The following is a 20,848-nucleotide window of genomic DNA, read 5'->3' on the forward strand; positions in this document are numbered from 1 at the left end:
TACAATAGTCCGGCGAAGAATTGCGTGATCGCGGTTGGACGACAGGGTTAGAAAAAGGCGCTCCTTGGCACGCAAGCGACGCAAATCAGGCAGCAAAACACCGAAGGCGCCTGTGTCCTTGCCGGTTTCGTCGCCACTGAATCCGGAATCCATGCGGCAGGATCATGCCATCGTGCCGAAGCGCGCGCTCTGGATCGCGCTGGCGGTCGCCGCGGCCGCCGTCTTCGCTTTCGGTGGCGCCTTCCAGTTTCTCAATCAAGGCGAACCGCCTTCGCAGGGCCAGCATTCGTCCGTCGCCGGCTTCGTCGGCAGCGAGACCTGCGCGGGCTGCCACCAGGCGGAGGCAAAGCTGTGGAATGCCTCGCAGCACAAGGCCGCGATGCAGCACGCTACCGACCGGACCGTGCTCGCCAATTTCAACGATGCGGGTTTCGATTATTACGGAGTGCATTCCCGATTCTTCCGCAAGGACGGGAAATTCCTGGTCGAAACCGACGGCGCCGACGGCAAACTCGCCGTATTCGAGGTAAAATACACTTTCGGTGTCGAACCGCTGCAGCAATATCTCGTCGAGTTTCCCGACGGACGTCTGCAGGCGCTGTCGCTGGCCTGGGACTCAAGGCCGCAGGACAAGGGCGGTCAGCGCTGGTTCCACCTCTCCCCAAATGAGGAGATCAAACATGACGATATCCTGCACTGGACCAAACTGAACCAGAACTGGAATTTCATGTGCGCGGAATGCCACTCGACGGGCGTCGCCAAGAACTACGACGCCAAGGCCGATCGCTTTGCCACGTCATGGGCTGAAGTCAGCGTCGGCTGCGAGGCCTGCCACGGCAAAGGCTCGGCTCACACCGCCTGGGCGCGCGACCGCCGGAGCTGGTGGCCGTTCGGCAAGCAAGACGATGCCAGTAGGGGGCTGGTGGTGCGCTTCGACGAGCGCCGCGGCGTCGGCTGGCCGATCGACGCGCAGACCGGGACCGCCAGACGCAGTGCCGCGCCGGCCACATTGCGCAAGGAGGTCGAGACCTGCGGCTTGTGCCACGCACGGCGCGCCGGATTCCACGAGGATTGGGTCCCGGGGCAGTCATTGTCGCAAACCCATGCGGTCGAGGCGCTCGCGCGCACCACCTATCACCCTGACGGACAGATCCGTGATGTCGAAGAGCCGTATAATTATACCCCGTTCAAGCAGGGCAAGATGTTTGCCGCCGGCGTCACTTGCAGCGATTGCCACGAGCCCCACAGTGCGAAACTTCGAGCTTCAGGAGAAGGTGTCTGCCTGCAATGTCATGCTCCCGACAAATTCGCCGGCGTCAAGCATCGCCACCACGCCGGCGTCGATCCACCGCCGACCTGCGTATCGTGCCACATGCAGGCCCGGACCTACATGGTCGTCGATGTCAGGCACGATCACGCCTTTCGAGTTCCGAGGCCAGATCTTTCGGTCAAGATGGGGACGCCGAACGCGTGCAACGACTGCCACCGCGACAAGCCGGCACAATGGGCCGCCGCCGCGGTCGAGCAATGGTTCGGTCCTGACCGCAAGGGTTTTCAGACCTATGGGCCGGCGTTCCACGCCGCGCGCACGGACCAGGCCGATGCCGCCGCGCTTCTAGGCGTCGTCGCCGCAGACAACCATGCGCCGGCCGTGGCGCGCGCCAGCGCGCTTGCCGAACTGGCCTCCCGCGTCTCGCCGGCGAACATCGCGACGGCGCGAACTGCGCTGGCCGATCCCGATCCGATGGTGCGGATTGGCGCGCTCGATATGCTGGAAAATCTGCCGGCCAGTCAGATCTGGCCGTTGGCATCGCCGCTGCTCGGCGATCCCGTGCGCGGCGTTCGCATCCGGGCGGCCGCCCTGCTGGCTCCCGTTCCAGCTGCAAGCCAGGCGCCTTCGGATCGCGCGCGCTTCGACCTGGCGGCGCGGGAATTCATTGCGGCGCAACGCGCCAACGCCGAGCGGCCCGAAGCCCGCACCGGGCTGGGGAATTTTCTTGCCCAGCGCGGGCTGACGCGGGAGGCCGAGGCCGAATACAGGGCGGCCCTCGGACTCAATCCGCAATACGTGGCGGCGGCGATCAACCTTGCCGACCTTTATCGGCAAACAGGCCGGGATGGCGAAGGCGAAGTTACTCTTCGTGCCGCGCTTTCGGCTTCGCCGCGCGAGGCAGCTCTCCATCATGCGCTCGGCCTGACGCTGACGAGGCTGAAGAGGTCCGAGGACGCGCTCACGGCATTACGTCGAGCGACGGAGCTGGAGCCGGGTCAGCTGCGCTACGCCTATGTCCATGCCGTTGCACTGCATTCCATGGGCCGTCGCGAGGAAGCGATAGCCATTTTGAAGCAGGTGCTGCAGAGCCATCCGAACGATCGCGAGATTCTTCAGGCCCTCGTCTCATTCAGCAGGATTGCCGGGGATGCAACGGCGGCGCTCCATTATGCGGAGCGACTCGCGATTGTCGAGCCCGGCGACCAAGGCCTGGCGATGCTGATTCATGAGCTTCGGCAAGCTGCCACCTCTCGCGCGCAATGACCGCTTCGGGTCATTCGCGTCGCTTTCAATATCTGCAGCACGTCCGCTATCCGGCCCGTCTCGGACCGGCAATTCGGCGTTGCGCCATTTGAATTCGGCTACGCGCTTGTGAGGCCGTGCCCTACTCCGACCGCTGCACCGCCGGCTTCTCCTTCGGCTGCTTCGCAGCGCTGAGATTGTGAGCAGTATTGATCAGCGCGATATGGGTCAGCGCCTGCGGGAAATTGCCGGTCTGGCGTCCCTCGCCTGAATCATACTCTTCCGCCAGCAGCCCGAGATCGTTTGCTATTCCGACCACACGGTCGAACAGCGCCTGCGCCTTGGCGAACTCGCCTGAAAGCACATGGGCATCCGCGAGCCAGAGGCTGCAGGCGAGGAATGCGCCCTCGATCGGCTGCTTTTCGTCCGAGACCTCGCGGGGATCGTGGCGCAGCACGAACCCATCCCGGACAAGATGTTGTTCGACCGCCGCGATGGTGCCGCGAATCCGCGGGTCCGATGCGGGCAGGAAACCCACCGCCGGCAGCAGCAGGATGCTGGCGTCCAGCAGTTGCGAGCCGTAGGATTCGACGAAACTGTTCTGCATGGCATCAAAGCCGTTCTCGCAGACATCGCGGTAGATCGTATCGCGCAAGCTCCGCCAGCGGTCGAGGGGCGCCTTGAAGCCGAATTTTTCGGCGCTCTTGATGCCGCGATCGAACGCCACCCACGTCATCACTTTCGAGAATACGTAATGTCTGCCGGCGCCGCGCCGCTCCCAGATGCCGTGGTCCGGCTGGTCCCAGATATCAGCCAGATGTTCGAGCACCGCGCATTCCAGGTCCCACGTGCCGTCATCCAGTTTCAGTTCGGCCATGCGCGACTGATGAAACGCATCGATCAATTCACCGTAGACGTCGAGCTGCAGCTGCGCATGCGCGGCGTTGCCGACCCGGACCGGCTTCGCGCCTTGATAGCCCGGCAACCAGGACGCCTCCCATTCCAGCAGGCGGCGCTGGCCCATGATGCCGTACATGATCTGCATGCTGGCGGGTGCACCGGCCGCGGCGCGCAGCAGCCAGTTGTGCCAGGCGGAGGCTTCCGCGGTGTAGCCCGAATTCATCAGCGCCAGCAGGGTGAAGGTGGCGTCGCGCAGCCAGCAGAAGCGGTAGTCCCAGTTGCGCGCACCCCCGAGCTTTTCCGGCAGCGAGGTGGTCGGCGCCGCCACGATGCCGCCGGTCGGGGCATAGGTCAGCGCCTTCAGCGTGATCAGCGACCGCATCACCAGGTCGCGCTGGTCGCCTTCATAGGTACAGTGGCTACACCACTCGATCCAGAAATCCTCGGTGTCCTGCAAGGCCTGCGCCGGATTGATCGGCGCCGGGATCGGCAGATGCGAAGGTCCGTAGGTGAGTACGAAAGGTATTGTCTCGCCTTCGGCCACCTCGAAGTCGGCCACCGTCGTCATGTCCTTGCCACGGGTCTCGACCGGCGTCCGCAGCACCGTCATGTCCTGCCCGGCAATCGCCAGCAGCGCGCCGTCTTCGGTGCGCTTGACCCAGGGGATATCGGCGCCGAATCCGAAACGGATCACCAACTCCATCCCGAGTTTCACCCGGCCGCTGACGCCGCGCACCAATCTGACCACGTCGGAAGCGTTACCGCGCGGCGGCATGAAATCGATCAGCGCGACGACGCCATCAGCGGTCTCGAAGCGCGTCTCCAGGATCAGCGTGTTGTCCCAGTAACGGCGAGAGGTTTTTGTCACTTCCTCGCTCGGGGCGATCAGCCAGCGGCCATGCCGGTGCGTACCGAGCAGCGCCGCAAAGCAGGCATCCGAATCGAAGGCCGGCCAGCACAGCCAGTCGATCGAGCCGTCGCGGCCGACCAGCGCCGCGGTCTCGCAATCGCCTATCAGCCCGTAATCTTCGATCCGGCAGGACAAATCATTTCACCAGCTAAAAACTCAGCCTGCCGCCCGCGACCGCTCCGCGGTCGCGCGCTTGAGCGCGGCGACATCGATCGCGGCAGCCAATGCGTCGATCGTCAGCGGCAGCCGCTGCCGCCAGTTCGGATGCTCGTTGACGGTGCCGGGAATGTTGGGCTGCTCGACCACGCCCAGCAGATCTTCCAGCGAGATTGCGAGCAGGCGGGATTTGGTCCGCGCCAGGAAGCCGGCGACCGCATAGAGGTCGTGATCGTCGATGGCGTGATGGCGCAGCATGTCGCTCAGCATGTGCAGGGCATGCCAACGCGCGTCGTCGCTCTCGCCGGGATCGATGCCGATCGAGCGCTTCAGCTTGAGATCGCTGAACGAGCGCCAGCCGGCATAGGTCGACAGATCATGGGTGTTGAAGGTGACCAGCGCATTGGCCGCATAGTGGTCGACGCCGCGGAACGAGCCCGTGTCGTCGCGCTCGAACATCATCACCTGGTACGACCAGATGCCCCACCCCGCCATCTGCTCGCGAAACCCCTCCGGCACGGTGCCGAGGTCTTCGCCGATCACCACGCAGCGATGCCTCACGCTTTCCTGCGCGGTGGCGGCCAGCAGCGCCTCGAACGGCATTTGTACATAGACGCCGTTGTCGGCGGCAAAACCGTGCGGCACCAAATAAAGCCGCTTCAGGCCGAGCACATGATCGAGCCGGATCGCGCCGGCATGGCGCATCGAGGCGCGCAGCATCTCGCGATAGGGCTCGAACGACTGCAGCTCGAGGCCTGCGGCGTTGAAGCCGGCGAGGCCCCAGTTCTGGCCCGCGGTGTTGAGCGGGTCCGGCGGCGCGCCGACCGAGAGATGGCGCGAGATCGCCGATTGCTCGTTCCAGGCGTCGAACCCGTCGCACTGCACGCCGACGGCGACGTCGAGGTAAAGCCCGACCTTCATGCCGAGCGAAGCCGCAAGCTCCTTGCAGGCCAGCAACTGCCGGTCGGCCGCCCATTGCACGAATTCGACGAATTCGATTTCCGTGGCATCCTCCCCCTGACGCAGGGACGCGCATTTGGCCTCGTCAGGCAGACGCCATTGTTCCGGCCATTCCCACCACGGCTTGCCGAATTTGTGCCGCAGCACCTCGAAACAGGCGAACCGCGACAGCAACGGCGCGCGCTCGGCGCAAAACTTCTCGAAATCCTGCTTGCGCTCCCCTTTGGGGTTGGCCTTGAACGTATCGAAAGCGAAGCGCAACGCACGCCATTTCAGCTCGGCAACGCCTGCATAATTGACGGTAGTGCCCGCTCTCAGCCCCGCGACCGCGCCCTTGCTCTCGAACGCGCGCTGATATCCCGGCAGTTTCTCGACGTCGACATAGAGCGGGTTCAGAAACAGCCGGCTGTTCGGCGAATAGGGACTGCAATCGCCGGGGCGGTCATCGAACAAGGCATGCAGCGGATTGAGGCCGACACCGTCGGCGCCGAGGCTGGCGGCGAGTTCGATCAATCCTTCGAGGTCGGTGAAATCCCCGATCCCCCAGTTGCGCGCCGACCGGACCCCATAGAGCTGCACCGCCAACAGCCAGCAGCGGTCGAAATCCCCTGCGAAGGCCCGGGGCGGCGCCACGATCAATGGTGCTTGCTCGGCGAAACCGGACGCGTCGGTGAGATGCAATCGGTAGGAGCCGACAGGCAGATCCGGCCAGGCGATGGCGCGATCCCGGGTCTCGCCATCGGCGATAACCCTATCTCCCGTCGCGATTTTCCAGCGCAGCGGCAATGTGGCGGCCGGGCTGAGTTCGGTCCGGGAGGGTTGACCCGACCGCACCACCACCGCCTGATCCAGAAACCGGTACGGGGTGCGCACCGGCAGGGCGTCGAGGATGATTTGCAGGGCGTCTGCGCCCGTCACATGGCGGTGACCCTGACCATCGATATATTCGGTCTGGATCCCCAGCTCTCTGGCTCTGGTGAAAAGGTCCATTCGGCACAGGGTTTGCACGCGACAACCCGAGATGTCGCGAAATTCTCTAGATGTCGGAAGAGGATAGCCGTGGTTAACTCGCTGCCATCCCCACCGTTCCCCGGGAACCAATGTCCGGTGAGCGGCTTTGTATATATGTCCGGAACATCCCGCGTCCCGCAACCGCAACGGGACGTCTTTCCCATGTCAATGGCATCACCGTGAACAAGACAACTCAAACTGTCGAGAGCGCCAGTGGTGCTTTCCATATCGAAGATGTCTTCCCGCTGATCGACGGTGGCCGCTTCCCTGTGAAGCGCATCGTCGGCGAGCGCGTCGAGGTGTGGGCGGATATCTATCGCGACGGCCATGATGTCATTGCCGCGGCGCTGGTCTGGCGTCGCGAGCAGGACCGCGAATGGCACCGGGCGCCGATGACCCACCACAGCAACGACCGCTGGGGCGGCTCGTTCGTGCCCGACGCCCCCGGTCGCTATGTCTATGCCATCGAGGCCTGGACCGACGAGTTCGCCACCTGGCGGCACGGCTTCGAACTGAAGCAGAAGGCCGGTGCCGATCTCACCCTCGATGCCATCGAAGGCGCGGGCATGCTGACCAAGGCGCAGGCCGGCGGACAAGCCGCGGCCGCCGTGATCCTGCGGCAATGCGAGGATTTTCTGCAGACCGGCGAGGCCGCGCCGCTGTTGACCGATGAACTGAAGGCCGCCATGGCCGAAAGCCAGTTGCGGCCCGATCTGACCCGATCGCAGCTGTTTCCGTTTGTCGCCGACCGGCCACGGGCGCGCCACGGCGCCTGGTACGAGATGATGCCCCGCAGCCAGGGCGTTCACCCCGGCCGGCACGGCACCTTCCAGGATTGTATCGCGCGGCTGCCCGATATCGCGGCGATGGGATTCGACGTGGTCTATCTGACGCCGATCCACCCGATCGGCCAGACCAACCGCAAGGGCCGCAACAATGCGGTGACCGCGGCGGAAGGCGATCCCGGCAGCCCCTACGCCATCGGGTCCGCCGACGGAGGGCACGATGCCGTGCATCCGGAATTGGGCACGCTGGAGGATTTTCGCGGCTTCGTTGCGGCTTGCAAGCAGTTGAAGATGGAAGTCGCGCTCGACATCGCGGTGCAGTGTTCGCTCGACCATCCCTGGCTCAAGGACCATCCGCAATGGTTCAGGAAACGGCCGGACGGATCGATGCGCTATGCGGAGAACCCGCCCAAGAAGTACGAAGACATCGTCAATCCCGATTTTGCCTCCGAGGATGCCGGCGCGCTGTGGAACGCTTTGCGCGACATTATCCTGTTCTGGATCGACCAGGGCGTCAGCATCTTCCGGGTCGACAATCCCCACACCAAGCCGTTCCGGTTCTGGGAATGGCTGATCCATGAGGTTCAGCTGCTTCATCCCGACACGATCTTCCTCGCGGAAGCCTTTACGCGCCCGAAGCTGATGAAGGGCCTCGCCAAGCTCGGTTTCACCCAGTCCTATACCTACTTCACCTGGCGGACCCAGAAATGGGAGCTGGAGCAGTATCTGACCGAACTGACCGCCTATCCCGAGCGCGATTACTATCGCCCCAATTTCTTCGTCAATACGCCGGATATCCTGCCCTATCATCTGCAGAGCGGCGAGACCTGGATGTTCAAGACCCGCGCGGCGCTCGCCGCCACGCTGTCCAGCACCTACGGCGTCTACAGCGGTTTCGAATTGCTGGAGCACGAGCCGATCCCCGGCAAGGAAGAATATCTCGATTCCGAGAAATACGAGATCAAAGTGCGGGATTGGGACAAGCCCGGCAATATCAAGCCCTACCTCCGCGATCTCAACCGCGCCCGCCGGCAAAACGCGGCGCTGCAGCAGACCGGAAATTTGCATTTTCTCCCAGTCGAGGACAACAACATCATCGCCTTCGTCAAGGAATCGGTCAATCAAACCAACAGCGTCATCGCCGCCATCGCGCTGTCGCGCGACGTCCATGAATTCCGGTTACCCCTCGGCGGCGTCCAGGTCGGCATGCCCGACGATCGCCGCAACGTCGCCGCGGTGGAAAACCTGATGACCGGCGAACGCTATCCGGTCGAGTACGGCGGCATCCGGCTGCGGATCGATCCGGTGCGCGATCCCGCCATACTCTTCCGTTGCCTGGCGTGAGGCGCGCCATGAACGTGATGTCGTCGATCGATGCCAAGGAGCTTCCCGTCAAGGACGTGAGCGACGAGCTGTGGTACAAGGACGCCATCATCTATCAGCTGCACGTCAAGGCCTTTGCCGACAGCAACAATGACGGCATCGGCGATTTCGCCGGACTGACCGAAAAGCTCGGCTATTTACAGGAGCTCGGCGTCACCGCGCTCTGGCTGCTGCCGTTCTATCCCTCGCCCGGCCGCGACGACGGCTACGACATCGCCGATTACGGCGCGATCAATCCCGATTTCGGCACCATGAAGGATTTCAAGCGCTTCATCGCCGAGGCCAAGGCGCGCGGCCTGCGGGTAATCACCGAACTCGTCATCAATCACACCTCGGACCAGCACGACTGGTTCAAGCGCGCCCGCCGCAGCGATCCGAAATCGAGCGCCCGCAACTGGTACGTCTGGAGCGACACCGACCAGAAGTATCAGGGCACGCGGATCATCTTCACTGACACCGAGAAATCGAACTGGACCTGGGATCCGGAAGCCGGCCAATTCTACTGGCACCGCTTCTTCTCGCACCAGCCGGATCTGAATTTCGACAACCCGCGCGTGGTCAGCGCGCTGGTGCAGGTGATGAAGCGCTGGCTCGATTCCGGCGTCGACGGCTTCCGTCTCGACGCCATTCCCTATCTGTGCGAGCGCGACGGCACCAACAACGAGAACCTGCCCGAGACTCACAGCATCATCAAGAAGCTGCGCGGCGAACTCGACGCCTATGCCAAGGGCAAGGTGCTGCTGGCGGAAGCCAATCAGTGGCCCGAGGACGTGCAGGAATATTTCGGCCGCGGCGACGAATGCCACATGGCCTATCATTTTCCGTTGATGCCGCGGATCTACATGGCGATCGCCCAGGAGGATCGGTTTCCGATCACCGACATCCTGCGCCAGACCCCGGATATCCCGGCCAATTGCCAGTGGGCGCTGTTTCTGCGCAACCACGACGAGTTGACGCTGGAAATGGTCACCGACGTCGAGCGCGATTATCTGTGGTCGACCTATGCCAACGACCCGCGCGCGCGCATCAATGTCGGCATCCGCCGGCGGCTGGCGCCGCTGATGGACAACGACCGGCGCAAGATCGAGCTGATGAATTCCCTGCTGCTGTCGTTCCCGGGCACGCCGATCATCTATTACGGCGACGAAATCGGCATGGGCGACAACATCTATCTCGGCGACCGCAACGGCGTGCGCACGCCGATGCAGTGGTCACCGGACCGCAATGGCGGATTTTCCCGCGCCGATCCGGCGCGACTTTACGCGCCCACCATCATGGATCCGGTCTACGGCTATGAATCGGTGAATGTGGAAGCGCAGTCGCGCAGCCTGTCCTCGCTGCTCAGCGCCACCAAGCGGCTGATCTCGGTGCGCAAATCCACTCTCGCCTTCGGCCGCGGCACCATGACCTTCATCCGCCCGGTCAATCGCTCGGTGCTGTGCTACATTAGGCAGTACCAGGACGAAGTCATTCTCTGCGTCGCCAATCTGTCGCGGTCGGCGCAGGCGACCGAACTCGATCTGTCGGCCTGGAAGGGCCGCATCCCGCTGGAGATGCTGGGCCGCACCCGCTTCCCGCCGATCGGCGAGGCGCCCTACATGGTCACGCTGGCGCCGTACGGTTTCTACTGGTTCCAGCTCAAGGAGCGGGACAAGTCGGAGCCGGTCGAGCCGACCGTCGTTCCGGAATTCGAGACGCTTGTGGTGCCGCTCGGCGCCACATGGATGTCGCTGGCGCGCACCCGCGGCGTGTTCGAGCGCGACGTGTTGCCGACCTATCTGGCGCGAACCCGCTGGTACCCGGAGCGCTCGGCGCGGGAGATTCGCCCCAACGTGACCTCGGCGGTGCCGTTCTGCGATATCGGCGACAACCGGCCGTGGCTGGCCTTTTTCGAAGCGACCACCGAACACGGCGAGAGTTCGCGCTATGTGCTGCCGATGCAGATCGAGTGGGTTCGTTTCGACCGCGAGCGCTACAATCCCCGCGCCTTTGCGGCGGTGCGCCAGGGCGCCCGCGAGGGCACCCTGCTGGACGTCGCCACCGACCAGATCTTCATCGCGCTGCTGCTGCGCAATCTGCGCGAATCCCTTGTTGTCGATGAACTCGAGGGGGTGCGCCTCGAATTTCGGCCGACCGCCAGGCTTCTGGAACAGCCGTTCAAGCCGCCGGTGCATATCCGCGCGGTCGAGACCGAACAATCCAACTCCACGGCGCTGGTCGATAATGATTACGTCTGCAAGATCTATCGAAAACTGGAGTCCGGCATCAATCCGGAGATCGAGGTCGGCCGCTTCCTGACCGAAGTCGCGGGCTTCGCCAACACGCCGGCACTGCTCGGCAGCGTCGAGCTGGTCGAAGGCGACAAGACCAGTGCGGTCGCCGTCGTCCACGCCTTCGTGCAGAATCAGGGCGATGCCTGGACCGTGACCTCGGCCTATCTCGACCGCTTTGTCGAGGAGCAACGCCTGCTGGCGGCGAGCGAGCATCCCGGCGAGAGCGAAGAGCAGGTCCCCTATTTGCGCTACATGTCGCAGACCGGACGGCGCGTGGCCGAGATGCATCTGGCCCTGGCCGGTAGCGGCGAACTGGCCGACTTCACGCCGGAGCCGATCCGGCCCGAGCACGTGCGGCTCTGGATCCAGGAAATTACGACACGTGCCGGGCGCGTCTGCGATACCCTGCAGCAACGCCGGTCGGCGGTGCGGGAATCCGATCGCGTGCTGGTCGATCAACTGCTGGCGCAGCGTGCGACCCTGAACGATCGCCTCGGCGCACTGCTGCCGCCGGATATCGGCGGCCTCAATATCCGTCACCACGGCGATTTCCACCTCGGACAGATGCTGATCGCCAAGGACGACATCTTCATTATCGATTTCGAGGGCGAGCCCCGACGCAGCCTGGCCGATCGACGGCGCAAGGCCCCCGCGGCCCGCGATGTTGCCGGCCTGATCCGCTCGATCGACTATTCGGCAACCGCAGCACTTGAGCGCGCGCTCAATGTGGCGCCGGACGAGCAGGGCAAGCTCGGCGCCGCGCTGTCGGAATGGCGCGACCGTTCGACGGCGGCGTTCCTTGCCGCCTATCGCGACACCATGACCAACCCGCTGCTGTGGCCTGCCGAGCCGCAGGCGAGCGAACAGATGCTGAATTTCTTCCTGCTCGAGAAAGCCATCTACGAGATCGAATACGAACTCGCTCACCGGCACGACTGGCTGCGCGTCCCGCTGACCGGCGCGCTTCGTATCCTGTCCCAACAACCCAACGGGGCCTCATGACCAAACTGTCCGCCGAGGCCTATGCGATCGTCGAAGGCCGCCATTCCGACCCCTTCCATTATCTCGGCCTCCATGCCGAGGGGGACAAGAGCGTGGTGCGTGCGTTCCTCCCCGAGGCCTCCAATGTCGAGGCCGTCGGCGAGCATGGCGAGACGGCGGCGTTGGCGCGCGTCCATGACGCCGGCCTGTTTGTCGGCGCGATGCCCAATGGCTCCAAACGCTATCAGCTGCGCGCCCGGTTCGGCGACACCGTGGTCGATCTCGACGATCCCTATCGCTTCCCACCCGTGCTGACCGATTTCGACCTGTATCTCCTGGGTGAGGGCACGCACCAGCGCATCTACGACAAGCTCGGCGCGCATCCGATCACGCTGGACGGCGTTCCCGGCGTGGCCTTCGTGGTACTGGCCCCCAATGCCAAGCGGGTCAGCGTGGTCGGCGACTTCAATTTCTGGAATCCGCGGCGGCATCCGATGCGGGTGCGCGGCGCCGGCTATTGGGAGCTGTTCGTGCCCCATGCCACGTCAGGCGATCACTATAAGTTCGATATCATCGGTCCGCACGGCGAACAGTTGCCGCTAAAATCCGACCCGATGGCGTTTGCCGCCGAAATCCGCCCGAGCAGCGCTTCGATCGTATTCGACGAGGCAAAACTGCCGCGTCCGCGCCCGGCGCCCTCCGGCATCAACGCGCTCGGCGCGCCGATGTCGATCTACGAGGTCCATCTCGGCTCGTGGCGGCGCCACGATAACAACGAATGGCTGAGCTATCGCGAGCTCGCCGAGCAGTTGCCGCATTATGTGAAGGATCTCGGCTTCACCCATGTCGAGTTCCTGCCCGTCAGCGAGCATCCGTTCGACGGCTCATGGGGCTATCAGCCGACCGGCATGTACGCGCCGACCAGCCGGTTCGGCACGCCGGAAGATTTTTCCGCGCTGATCGATGCCTTTCATCGCGAAGGCATCGGTGTGTTGCTGGACTGGGTGCCCGGTCATTTCCCTGACGATCCGCACGGCCTCGCCAATTTCGACGGCACCGCGCTCTATGAACACGCCAACCCGCTGCAGGGCCGGCACATGGACTGGGGCACGCTGATCTACAATTACGGCCGCACCGAAGTGGTCAATTTTCTGGTGTCGAACGCCCTGTTCTGGCTGGAGCGCTATGCCATCGACGGCCTGCGCGTCGATGCGGTGGCCTCGATGCTGTATCTCGACTACAGCCGTCCGGCCGGCGGCTGGATTCCGAACAAATATGGCGGCCGGGAAAATCTCGAGGCGGTCGACTTCCTGCGCCGCTTCAACACCGAACTATACGCCCGCTTTCCGCAGGCCACCACGGCGGCCGAAGAATCGACCGCGTGGCCGCAGGTGTCGCGTCCCGTCGAGTATGGCGGGCTCGGCTTCGGCTACAAATGGAACATGGGCTGGATGCACGACACGCTGAATTACATCAGCAAGGATCCGATCCACCGCAAGCATCATCACGGCGATATCCTGTTCGGCCTGCATTACGCCTTCTCGGAAAACTTCATCCTGCCGCTGTCGCATGACGAGGTCGTCCACGGCAAACGCTCGCTGCTGGGCCGGATGCCGGGCGACGACTGGCAGCGTTTTGCGAATCTGCGCGCTTATTACTCCTTCATGTTCGCGCATCCCGGCAAGAAGCTGATGTTCATGGGCTGCGAGTTCGGCCAGGAGCGCGAATGGAATCACGACCGCGCGCTCGACTGGCATCTGCTCGAACAGCCAAAGCACGGCGGCATCCACAGCCTGATCCGCGACCTCAACAGGCTCTATTCGTCGCTGCCGGCGCTGCATGAACTGGATTGCGATCCCGCCGGGTTCGAATGGGTGGTGACCGACGATGCCGCCGGCAACGTGTTCGGCTTCATCCGCAAGGGCAACGATGCCCGCGCGCGCTGCCTCGTCGTCGTCAATTTTTCACCAAACGTCTATCATGACTACCCCGTTCGCGTGCCGTTCACCGGCAAGTGGCGCGAGGTGTTCAACTCGGACTCCGCGCATTACGGCGGCAGCAATGTCGGGAACGTCGGCGAGGTCCAGACGTTGGAAGGCCTCGTGCCGCAACTCAATCTCACCATTCCCCCACTGGCCGCGATATTTCTCGTACCGGAAAGCTGACGCATGCGACTGACCGCCGGAACGTCCTCACGCCTCGGTGCAAGCTGGGACGGCCGGGGGACCAACTTTGCGCTGTTCTCAGCCAATGCGCAGAAGGTCGAGCTGTGCCTGTTCGACAGCCAGGGACGCCGCGAACTCGAACGCATCGAACTGCCGGAGCGCACCGAGGATGTCTGGCACGGCTATCTGAACGACGTGTCGCCGGGCCAGCTCTATGGCTATCGCGTCCACGGGCCGTATGAGCCCGAGCATGGCCACCGCTTCAACGCCAACAAGCTGCTGATCGATCCCTATGCCAGGCGAACGGCGGGCCGGCTGGTATGGAGCGATGCGCATTTCGCCTATCGTACCGGCAGCGCGCGCGAGGACCTGTCGTTCGACCGCCGGGACAATGCGCGCGGCATGCCGAAGGCCGTCGTTGTCGACGAGACCTTCAACTGGGGCCGCCGTGAAACGCGGCCCAATATCCCCTGGGAAGACACCATCATTTATGAGGCGCACGTCAAGGGCCTGACCCAGAAGCGCGAGGACGTGCCGCCCGGCCTGCGCGGCACCTATGGCGGGCTGTCGTCGCCCGCGATGATCGATCACCTCAAGCGGCTCGGCGTCACCACCATCGAGCTACTCCCGATCCACGGCTTTGTCGACGACCGCACCCTCGTCGAAAAGAAGCTGGTGAACTACTGGGGCTACAACACGCTGTCGTTCTTCGCGCCGGAGGCGCGCTATTCGCAGGACAACCCGCTCGACGCCTTCCGCACCACGGTGGCGCGGCTGCACGACGCCGGCATCGAGGTGATGCTCGACGTCGTCTACAACCACACCGCCGAGGGCAACCATCTCGGCCCGACGCTGTCGTTCCGCGGCATCGACAATGCGTCCTACTACTGGCTGATGCCCGACAATCCGCGATTCTACGACGATTTCACCGGCTGCGGCAGCTCGGTCAACCTCACTCATCCGCGCGTGCTGCAGATGGTGATGGATTCGCTGCGCTACTGGGTCGAGGTCTGCCATGTCGACGGCTTCCGGTTCGATCTCGCGACCACGCTAGCGCGCGGGCCGAACGGCTATGATCGCAACGCCTCCTTCCTGACCGCGATCCGCCAGGACCCGGTACTGGCCTCGGTGAAGCTGGTCGCCGAGCCATGGGACCTCGGCATGGGCGGCTATCAGGTCGGCGCGTTTCCCTCGCAATGGTCGGAGTGGAACGACCGCTATCGCAGCGCGATGCGGCGCTACTGGAGCGGCGAAGGCAGCCTGATCGGCGAAGTGTCGCGCCGCATGACCGGCTCGTCCGACCTGTTCAACCATGACGGCCGCACCCAGCGCGCCGGAGTCAATCACATCACCGTCCATGACGGCTTCACGCTGGCGGACCTGTTCAGCTACAACGAGAAGCACAACGAAGCCAACGGCGAGGACAATCGCGACGGCTCCAGCGACAACCTCAGCAACAATTGCGGCCATGAAGGCCCGACCGACGATCCGGCGATCGTGGCGCTGCGCCGCCAGCTCCGGAAAAACCAGCTGGCCTGCCTGCTGCTGGCCCAGGGCCTGCCGCTGATCCTGGCCGGCGACGAAGTCGGCAACACCCAGAACGGCAACAACAACGCCTATTGCCAGGACAGCGAGATCGGCTGGGTCGGCTGGGAGGGCCTCGGCCGCGAAGGCGACGACCTCACCGACTTCGTCGGTCACATGGCCGAATTGCGCAGGCGCTTTCCGCAGATCCGCTCGCGCCGCTGGCTCGATGGCCGGCGCGCCGACGGTTCGTATGGCGTGTTGTGGCTGACACCCGCCGCCGAGGAGATGAAGGAAGAGGACTGGAATTTTCCGGAAGGCCGGTTCCTCGCCTACGTGCTGGGACCATCAGGGGACGGGCAGCAACCGATCTTCATCGTGCTGAACGCAGCCCCCGAAGAGATCGCGTTCAAACTGCCAGACATGCCGGAGTACCGACACTGGCAACAACTATTGAACACCGCGGACGTTAAGCAGGAGGTCGCGGACTTCGCGTCGGGAAGCGAGATGAAGGCATCTCCCCGCTCGGTCCTCGCCTTTGCGGGTTCGGCATGAATGAGCGGCAATTCGGCGCAAGGCTGACAGCGGACGGCGCCTGCTTCTCACTGTGGGCGCCGGCGGCGAAACGTGTCGACCTGCTGCTGGACACCCCTCACCCGATGCAGCGCGGCGAAGGCGGCTGGTTTTCCGCCGACATCGCCGCTGTAGAGGCCGGCGCGCGCTACAAATTCCGCATCGACGGCGAGATCGACGTGCCCGATCCGGCCTCCGCCTTTCAGCCCGACGATATCAAGGGTCCGAGCGAGCTGATCGATCACGGCGCTTACCGCTGGCGCGCGGCCGGCTGGCGCGGGCGGCCGTGGCAGGACACCGTGCTGCTCGAAAGCCATGTCGGCACCTTCACGCCTGACGGCAGCTACCGCGCCATGATCGAAAAACTCGATCATCTGGTGGCGACCGGCATCACCGCGCTGGAATTGATGCCGCTGGCGGATTTCGCCGGATCGCGCAACTGGGGCTATGACGGCGTACTGTGGTATGCGCCGGACAGCGCCTATGGACGCCCCGACGATCTCAAGGCGCTGATCGACGAGGCGCATCTGCACGGGCTGATGGTGTTTCTCGACGTGGTCTATAACCACTTCGGGCCCGAGGGCAATTACCTCGGCCGCTATGCGCCAGAATTCTTCACCGAGGCGCAGACGCCCTGGGGCAGCGCGATCGACTATCGGGTGCCGCAGGTGCGCGCCTTCGCCATCGGCAACGCGCTGTACTGGCTGCGCGAATACCGCTTCGATGGACTGCGGCTGGATGCGGTGCATGCCATCGTACAGCTCGGCGAAGTCTCGATGCTCGATGAGCTCAGCCGCGCCGTCGGCGATCTCGCAGTCAAGACCGGCCGACATATCCACCTGGTACTTGAAAATGACGATAACATTGCAGGCGTGCTGGATGCCGAGCAGGATCCGCCCCGCGGCAGCTACCGCGCACAGTGGAACGACGATTTCCATCACGCCTGGCACGTGTTGTTGACCGGCGAGCGCCACGGCTATTACAGCGACTATGCAAAGTCGCCACTGCAGGACATCGCGCGGGCGCTGGCGTCCGGCTTCGTCTATCAGGGCGAACCCTCGTTGCATCGCGACGGAGCATTGCGCGGCGAGCCCAGCGGTCACTTGACCCCCCTTGCCTTCGTCAATTTCGTGCAGAACCATGACCAGATCGGCAACCGCGCGCTGGGCGATCGGCTCGAAAGCATCGCACCGCCCAAGGCGATCGAGGGCGCATTGGCGATTTTGTTGCTGGCACCGATGGTGCCGATGCTGTTCATGGGCGAGGAATGGGGCTCGAAGGCACCGTTCCCGTTCTTCTGCGACTTCGAGGGCGACCTCGCCGAGGCCGTGCGGCAGGGGCGGCGCAGGGAATTTGCCGGCGCCGATGCGGAACATGGCGACGAGGTCCCCGATCCGCTCGAGCGATCGACGGCCGAAGCGGCGGTGCTCGATTGGGATTCACGCGACCAAGCCGATGGGCGCCGGCGGCTGACGCTGGTGCGGGACCTGCTCGCGATCCGTCGCGAAAAAATCATTCCCCGGCTTGCAGGGGCGGTGTTCGGCGAAGCGCATGCGGCGGACAACGGCTTGCTGACGGCGAGCTGGCGCATGGGCGATGGCGCAGGGCTCCGGCTGATGGCCAACCTGTCGAATGACGAACTTCCCCGCCCGGAAACCGAACTGACGGGCACGCCGATCTGGGGCGGCGCGGCCAGCGGACCGATTCCGCCGTGGTCGGTATTCTGGCGTCTGGATTCGCGATGATGACTGCCGACATCCCGATCGCGACCTATCGCCTGCAGCTGACCGCCGATTTCAATTTCTACGCCGCTGCCGCCGTCATCCCCTATCTGAAGGCGCTCGGCATCAGCCATCTCTATGCCTCCCCCTTCATGAAGGCGCGCAAGGGCTCTACCCACGGCTACGACATCGTCGATCACACCAAGCTCAATCCCGAGCTGGGCGGCGAGGCCGGCTTTGGGCGCCTGAGCGAGGCGCTGCAGCGGCACGATATCGGCCTGATCCTCGATTTCGTCCCCAACCATGTCGGCGTGCATTTCGCCGACAATCCATGGTGGCTCGACGTGCTGGAATGGGGCCCTGCCTCGCCGCACGCGGTCTCGTTCGATATCGACTGGGACCAGCTGCCGTACCGCGCCCGCGGCGGCGTGCTGTTGCCGGTGATCGGCTCGTCCTATGGGCAGGCGCTTGAGAGCGGCGAGATCGAGCTGCGCTACGACGCGGACGAAGGCAGCTTCTCCGCCTGGTATTTCGAACACCGGCTGCCGATCGCCCCCGAGCGCTACAGCGAGATTTTGCGCAACGTCGTGAAGGAAGCCGGGGCCGACGACAGCACCGCGGGAAAACGCATTCTCGCACTGGCGGCGCGCTACAAGGGATTGCCGCATCCCAACCGCAAGGAAGCTCCCGCCTTCAAGACCGAGTTGAAAGCCATCGACGGCGCCGCGGAGACGATCGCGCGCGGGCTGGACGCCTACCGCGCGGGGCCGGACCGGCCTGCGCAAATTCTGGCGCTGCATCATCTGCTGGAGCGCCAGCACTACAAGCTCGGCCATTGGCGATTGGCCTCCAGCGACATCAATTACCGGCGCTTTTTCGACGTCAATACGCTGGCCGGACTGCGCGTCGAGGACGCCGGCACGTTCGAGGCCATCCACCTCCTGGTCAAACAACTGATCGCGGACGGCCGGCTGCAGGGCCTGCGGCTCGATCATATCGACGGGCTGCGCGATCCCGGGCAATATTTCCAGCGCCTGCGCCGCCTGATCCGGGATGCACAGGGCAAAGACGCAAAACCGTTCTACCTCGTGATCGAGAAAATTCTCGGCGAAGGCGAAAAGCTGCATCCGTTCTCCGGCGTGCACGGCACCACGGGATATGAGTGGATGAATGTCATCACCCAGGTGCTGGTCGACGGCAGCGGCCTCGATCCACTCGACGAGATTTGGCGGCAGGTCAGCAATACCTCGCCAAAACTGGAGCCGCTCCTGAAGGAGGCCAAGCGGCGGGTGCTCGAAACCCTGCTGGCCAGCGAATTCACCGTGCTGGCGCGGCTGCTGGCGCGGATCGCCGGCGGACACTATTCCACCCGCGACTATTCCGCCGACAGCCTGCGGCAGGCGCTCGAACTCTATGTGCTGCATTTTCCGGTCTATCGCACCTATCTGACGTCATCCGCGCCATCGCCGCATGACCGTGCGCTGATTTCGGATACAATCGAAAAGGCGCGCGCGGGCTGGTTCGCCGCCGACGAGGGCATCTTCGATTTCCTGCGCGACGCGCTGACCATGGACCTGCTCAAGCCGGGCGGGCCGGCGCACAGCGCGCCGCGCGTACGCCGCTTCGCCCTGAAGGTGCAGCAGTTCACCGGACCCCTGATGGCGAAGTCGCTGGAGGATACCGCGTTCTACCGCTATCATCGCCTGCTCGCGCTCAACGAGGTCGGCGGCGATCCCTCCGCAAGGGCGCTTTCGGTCGATGCCTTTCACGAGATGATGCGGACGCGCGCCGGCGAGTGGCCGCACGGCATGACCGCGACCGCGACACACGACACCAAGCGCGGCGAGGACGCGCGCGCGCGGATCATGGCGCTGGCCGAACTTCCCGGCGAATGGACCAGCGCGGTCGGACGATGGAAAATCCTGAACGCGCCGCATCTGGTGATCGAAGGCGAGATGCGCGCGCCGTCGGCCGCGTTCGAATACATGCTGTATCAGGCGCTGCTCGGCGCCTGGCCGGTGGGCGGCCTGGATGGAATATTTGCAGAGCGGATGCAGGCCTATGCGCTGAAGGCCGCGCGCGAGGGCAAGCAGGAAACCAGCTGGCTCAATCCCAACCAGGCCTATGAAGCAGGATTGCGCAGCTTCATCGAACGGATTCTTGATCCGACTGTCTCGGCCGAGTTTCTGGATTCGATGGCAACGCTGGCCAGGCGCGTCGCGCTGCTGGGGGCGCTGAACTCGCTGAGCCAGATCACCTTGAAGGTGACGATGCCCGGCGTGCCGGATTTCTATCAGGGCACGGAATTCTGGGATCTGTCGCTGGTCGATCCCGACAACCGCCGGCCGGTGGACTTCGTCGCGCGCGCCGCGGCGCTGCCCGCATTGGAAAATCCGGATTGGGCTGGTCTCGCGCGGCATTGGCCGGACGGCCATATCAAGCTGGCCTGGACCCGCCGGCTACTGAAGCAGCGCGCCGAGCTCGCCGAATTGTTCGCGCATGGCGATTATCAGCCGCTCGAGGTCAGCGGTCCGCACCGCGACCATGTCATCGCCTTTGCGCGGCGCCGGGGCCGCGACGCCGTGATCGTTGCGGTCACGAAATCGTTCGCGGGCTTCTCGCAGGGCGGCCGCAGCTGGCCGCGCGCGGAAGCCTTTGAAGGCGCGCTTGGTTTGAACGGATATTCGGTGGAGGGGATGGACAAAGGCGCGAGGGAGCTGCGCCTCTCCGGGCTGTTCCGGCATCTGCCGGTTGCGGTGCTGAAGGCCAGACTCGAAGGCCCCTTGAAGCCATCCCGCAAACGTCTGCGCGCGTAAAACCTGGCTCAAAACGCGGAAGGCCGCCCGGGATCAAACGGCCGGACGGCCTTGCGGATGTTGTGCCGACTGCGAAGTGGTCGGTTCCCTTCTCCCGCAAGTGTCGATCTTCCGGATAATTCATTACTGGAAAGTTGAGGAAACGAGCCGCGAAAATACGGTCTTGATGCTGCAA

General features: G+C 64.1%; 9 protein-coding genes. 7 read left to right on the top strand and 2 right to left on the bottom strand.

What is annotated here, in order from left to right:
- Positions 1-151 precede the first annotated feature (151 nt).
- Complete coding sequence (locus Q7T45_RS04965) at positions 152-2,536, top strand: tetratricopeptide repeat protein (protein ID WP_304868300.1); 2,385 nt, start codon at positions 152-154, stop codon at positions 2,534-2,536.
- 121 nt (positions 2,537-2,657) lie between these two features.
- On the opposite strand, the gene Q7T45_RS04970 is transcribed toward Q7T45_RS04965, so the two are convergent.
- Together Q7T45_RS04970 and malQ are read right to left on the bottom strand one after the other, a co-directional pair.
- Positions 2,658-4,460, bottom strand: coding sequence for a glycoside hydrolase family 15 protein (locus Q7T45_RS04970; RefSeq protein ID WP_304868302.1), 1,803 nt, complete (start codon positions 4,458-4,460; stop codon positions 2,658-2,660).
- 21 nt (positions 4,461-4,481) lie between these two features.
- The gene (gene malQ, locus Q7T45_RS04975) at positions 4,482-6,431 is read right to left on the bottom strand and encodes a 4-alpha-glucanotransferase (RefSeq protein ID WP_304868304.1); all 1,950 of its coding nucleotides are present in this window, start codon (positions 6,429-6,431) and stop codon (positions 4,482-4,484) included.
- A gap of 200 nt (positions 6,432-6,631) precedes the next feature.
- On the opposite strand from malQ, the gene Q7T45_RS04980 reads away from it, so the two are divergent.
- The 6 genes from Q7T45_RS04980 to treY are packed head-to-tail and all read left to right on the top strand — an operon-like array spanning position 6,632 to position 20,673.
- Positions 6,632-8,581, top strand: a complete 1,950-nt coding sequence (locus Q7T45_RS04980; RefSeq protein ID WP_304868306.1) for an alpha-1,4-glucan--maltose-1-phosphate maltosyltransferase — start codon at positions 6,632-6,634, stop codon at positions 8,579-8,581.
- A gap of 8 nt (positions 8,582-8,589) precedes the next feature.
- Entirely contained in the window at positions 8,590-11,895 is a 3,306-nt protein-coding gene (gene treS / locus Q7T45_RS04985) for a maltose alpha-D-glucosyltransferase (RefSeq protein ID WP_304868308.1), read from the top strand.
- On the top strand, positions 11,892-14,039 hold the full coding sequence (glgB, locus tag Q7T45_RS04990) for a 1,4-alpha-glucan branching protein GlgB (protein WP_304868309.1): 2,148 nt from the start codon (positions 11,892-11,894) through the stop codon (positions 14,037-14,039). Before treS ends, glgB begins: the two co-directional genes overlap by 4 nt.
- 3 nt (positions 14,040-14,042) lie before the next feature.
- On the top strand, positions 14,043-16,118 hold the full coding sequence (gene glgX / locus Q7T45_RS04995) for a glycogen debranching protein GlgX (protein ID WP_304868310.1): 2,076 nt from the start codon (positions 14,043-14,045) through the stop codon (positions 16,116-16,118).
- On the top strand, positions 16,115-17,881 hold the full coding sequence (gene treZ, locus Q7T45_RS05000) for a malto-oligosyltrehalose trehalohydrolase (RefSeq protein WP_304868312.1): 1,767 nt from the start codon (positions 16,115-16,117) through the stop codon (positions 17,879-17,881). Before glgX ends, treZ begins: the two co-directional genes overlap by 4 nt.
- A complete protein-coding gene (gene treY / locus Q7T45_RS05005) occupies positions 17,881-20,673 on the top strand; it encodes a malto-oligosyltrehalose synthase (RefSeq protein WP_304868454.1) in 2,793 nt (930 codons plus the stop codon). Before treZ ends, treY begins: the two co-directional genes overlap by 1 nt.
- Positions 20,674-20,848 lie beyond the last annotated feature (175 nt).

The organism is Bradyrhizobium sp., assembly GCF_030646015.1.
Classification (GTDB): domain Bacteria; phylum Pseudomonadota; class Alphaproteobacteria; order Rhizobiales; family Xanthobacteraceae; genus Bradyrhizobium.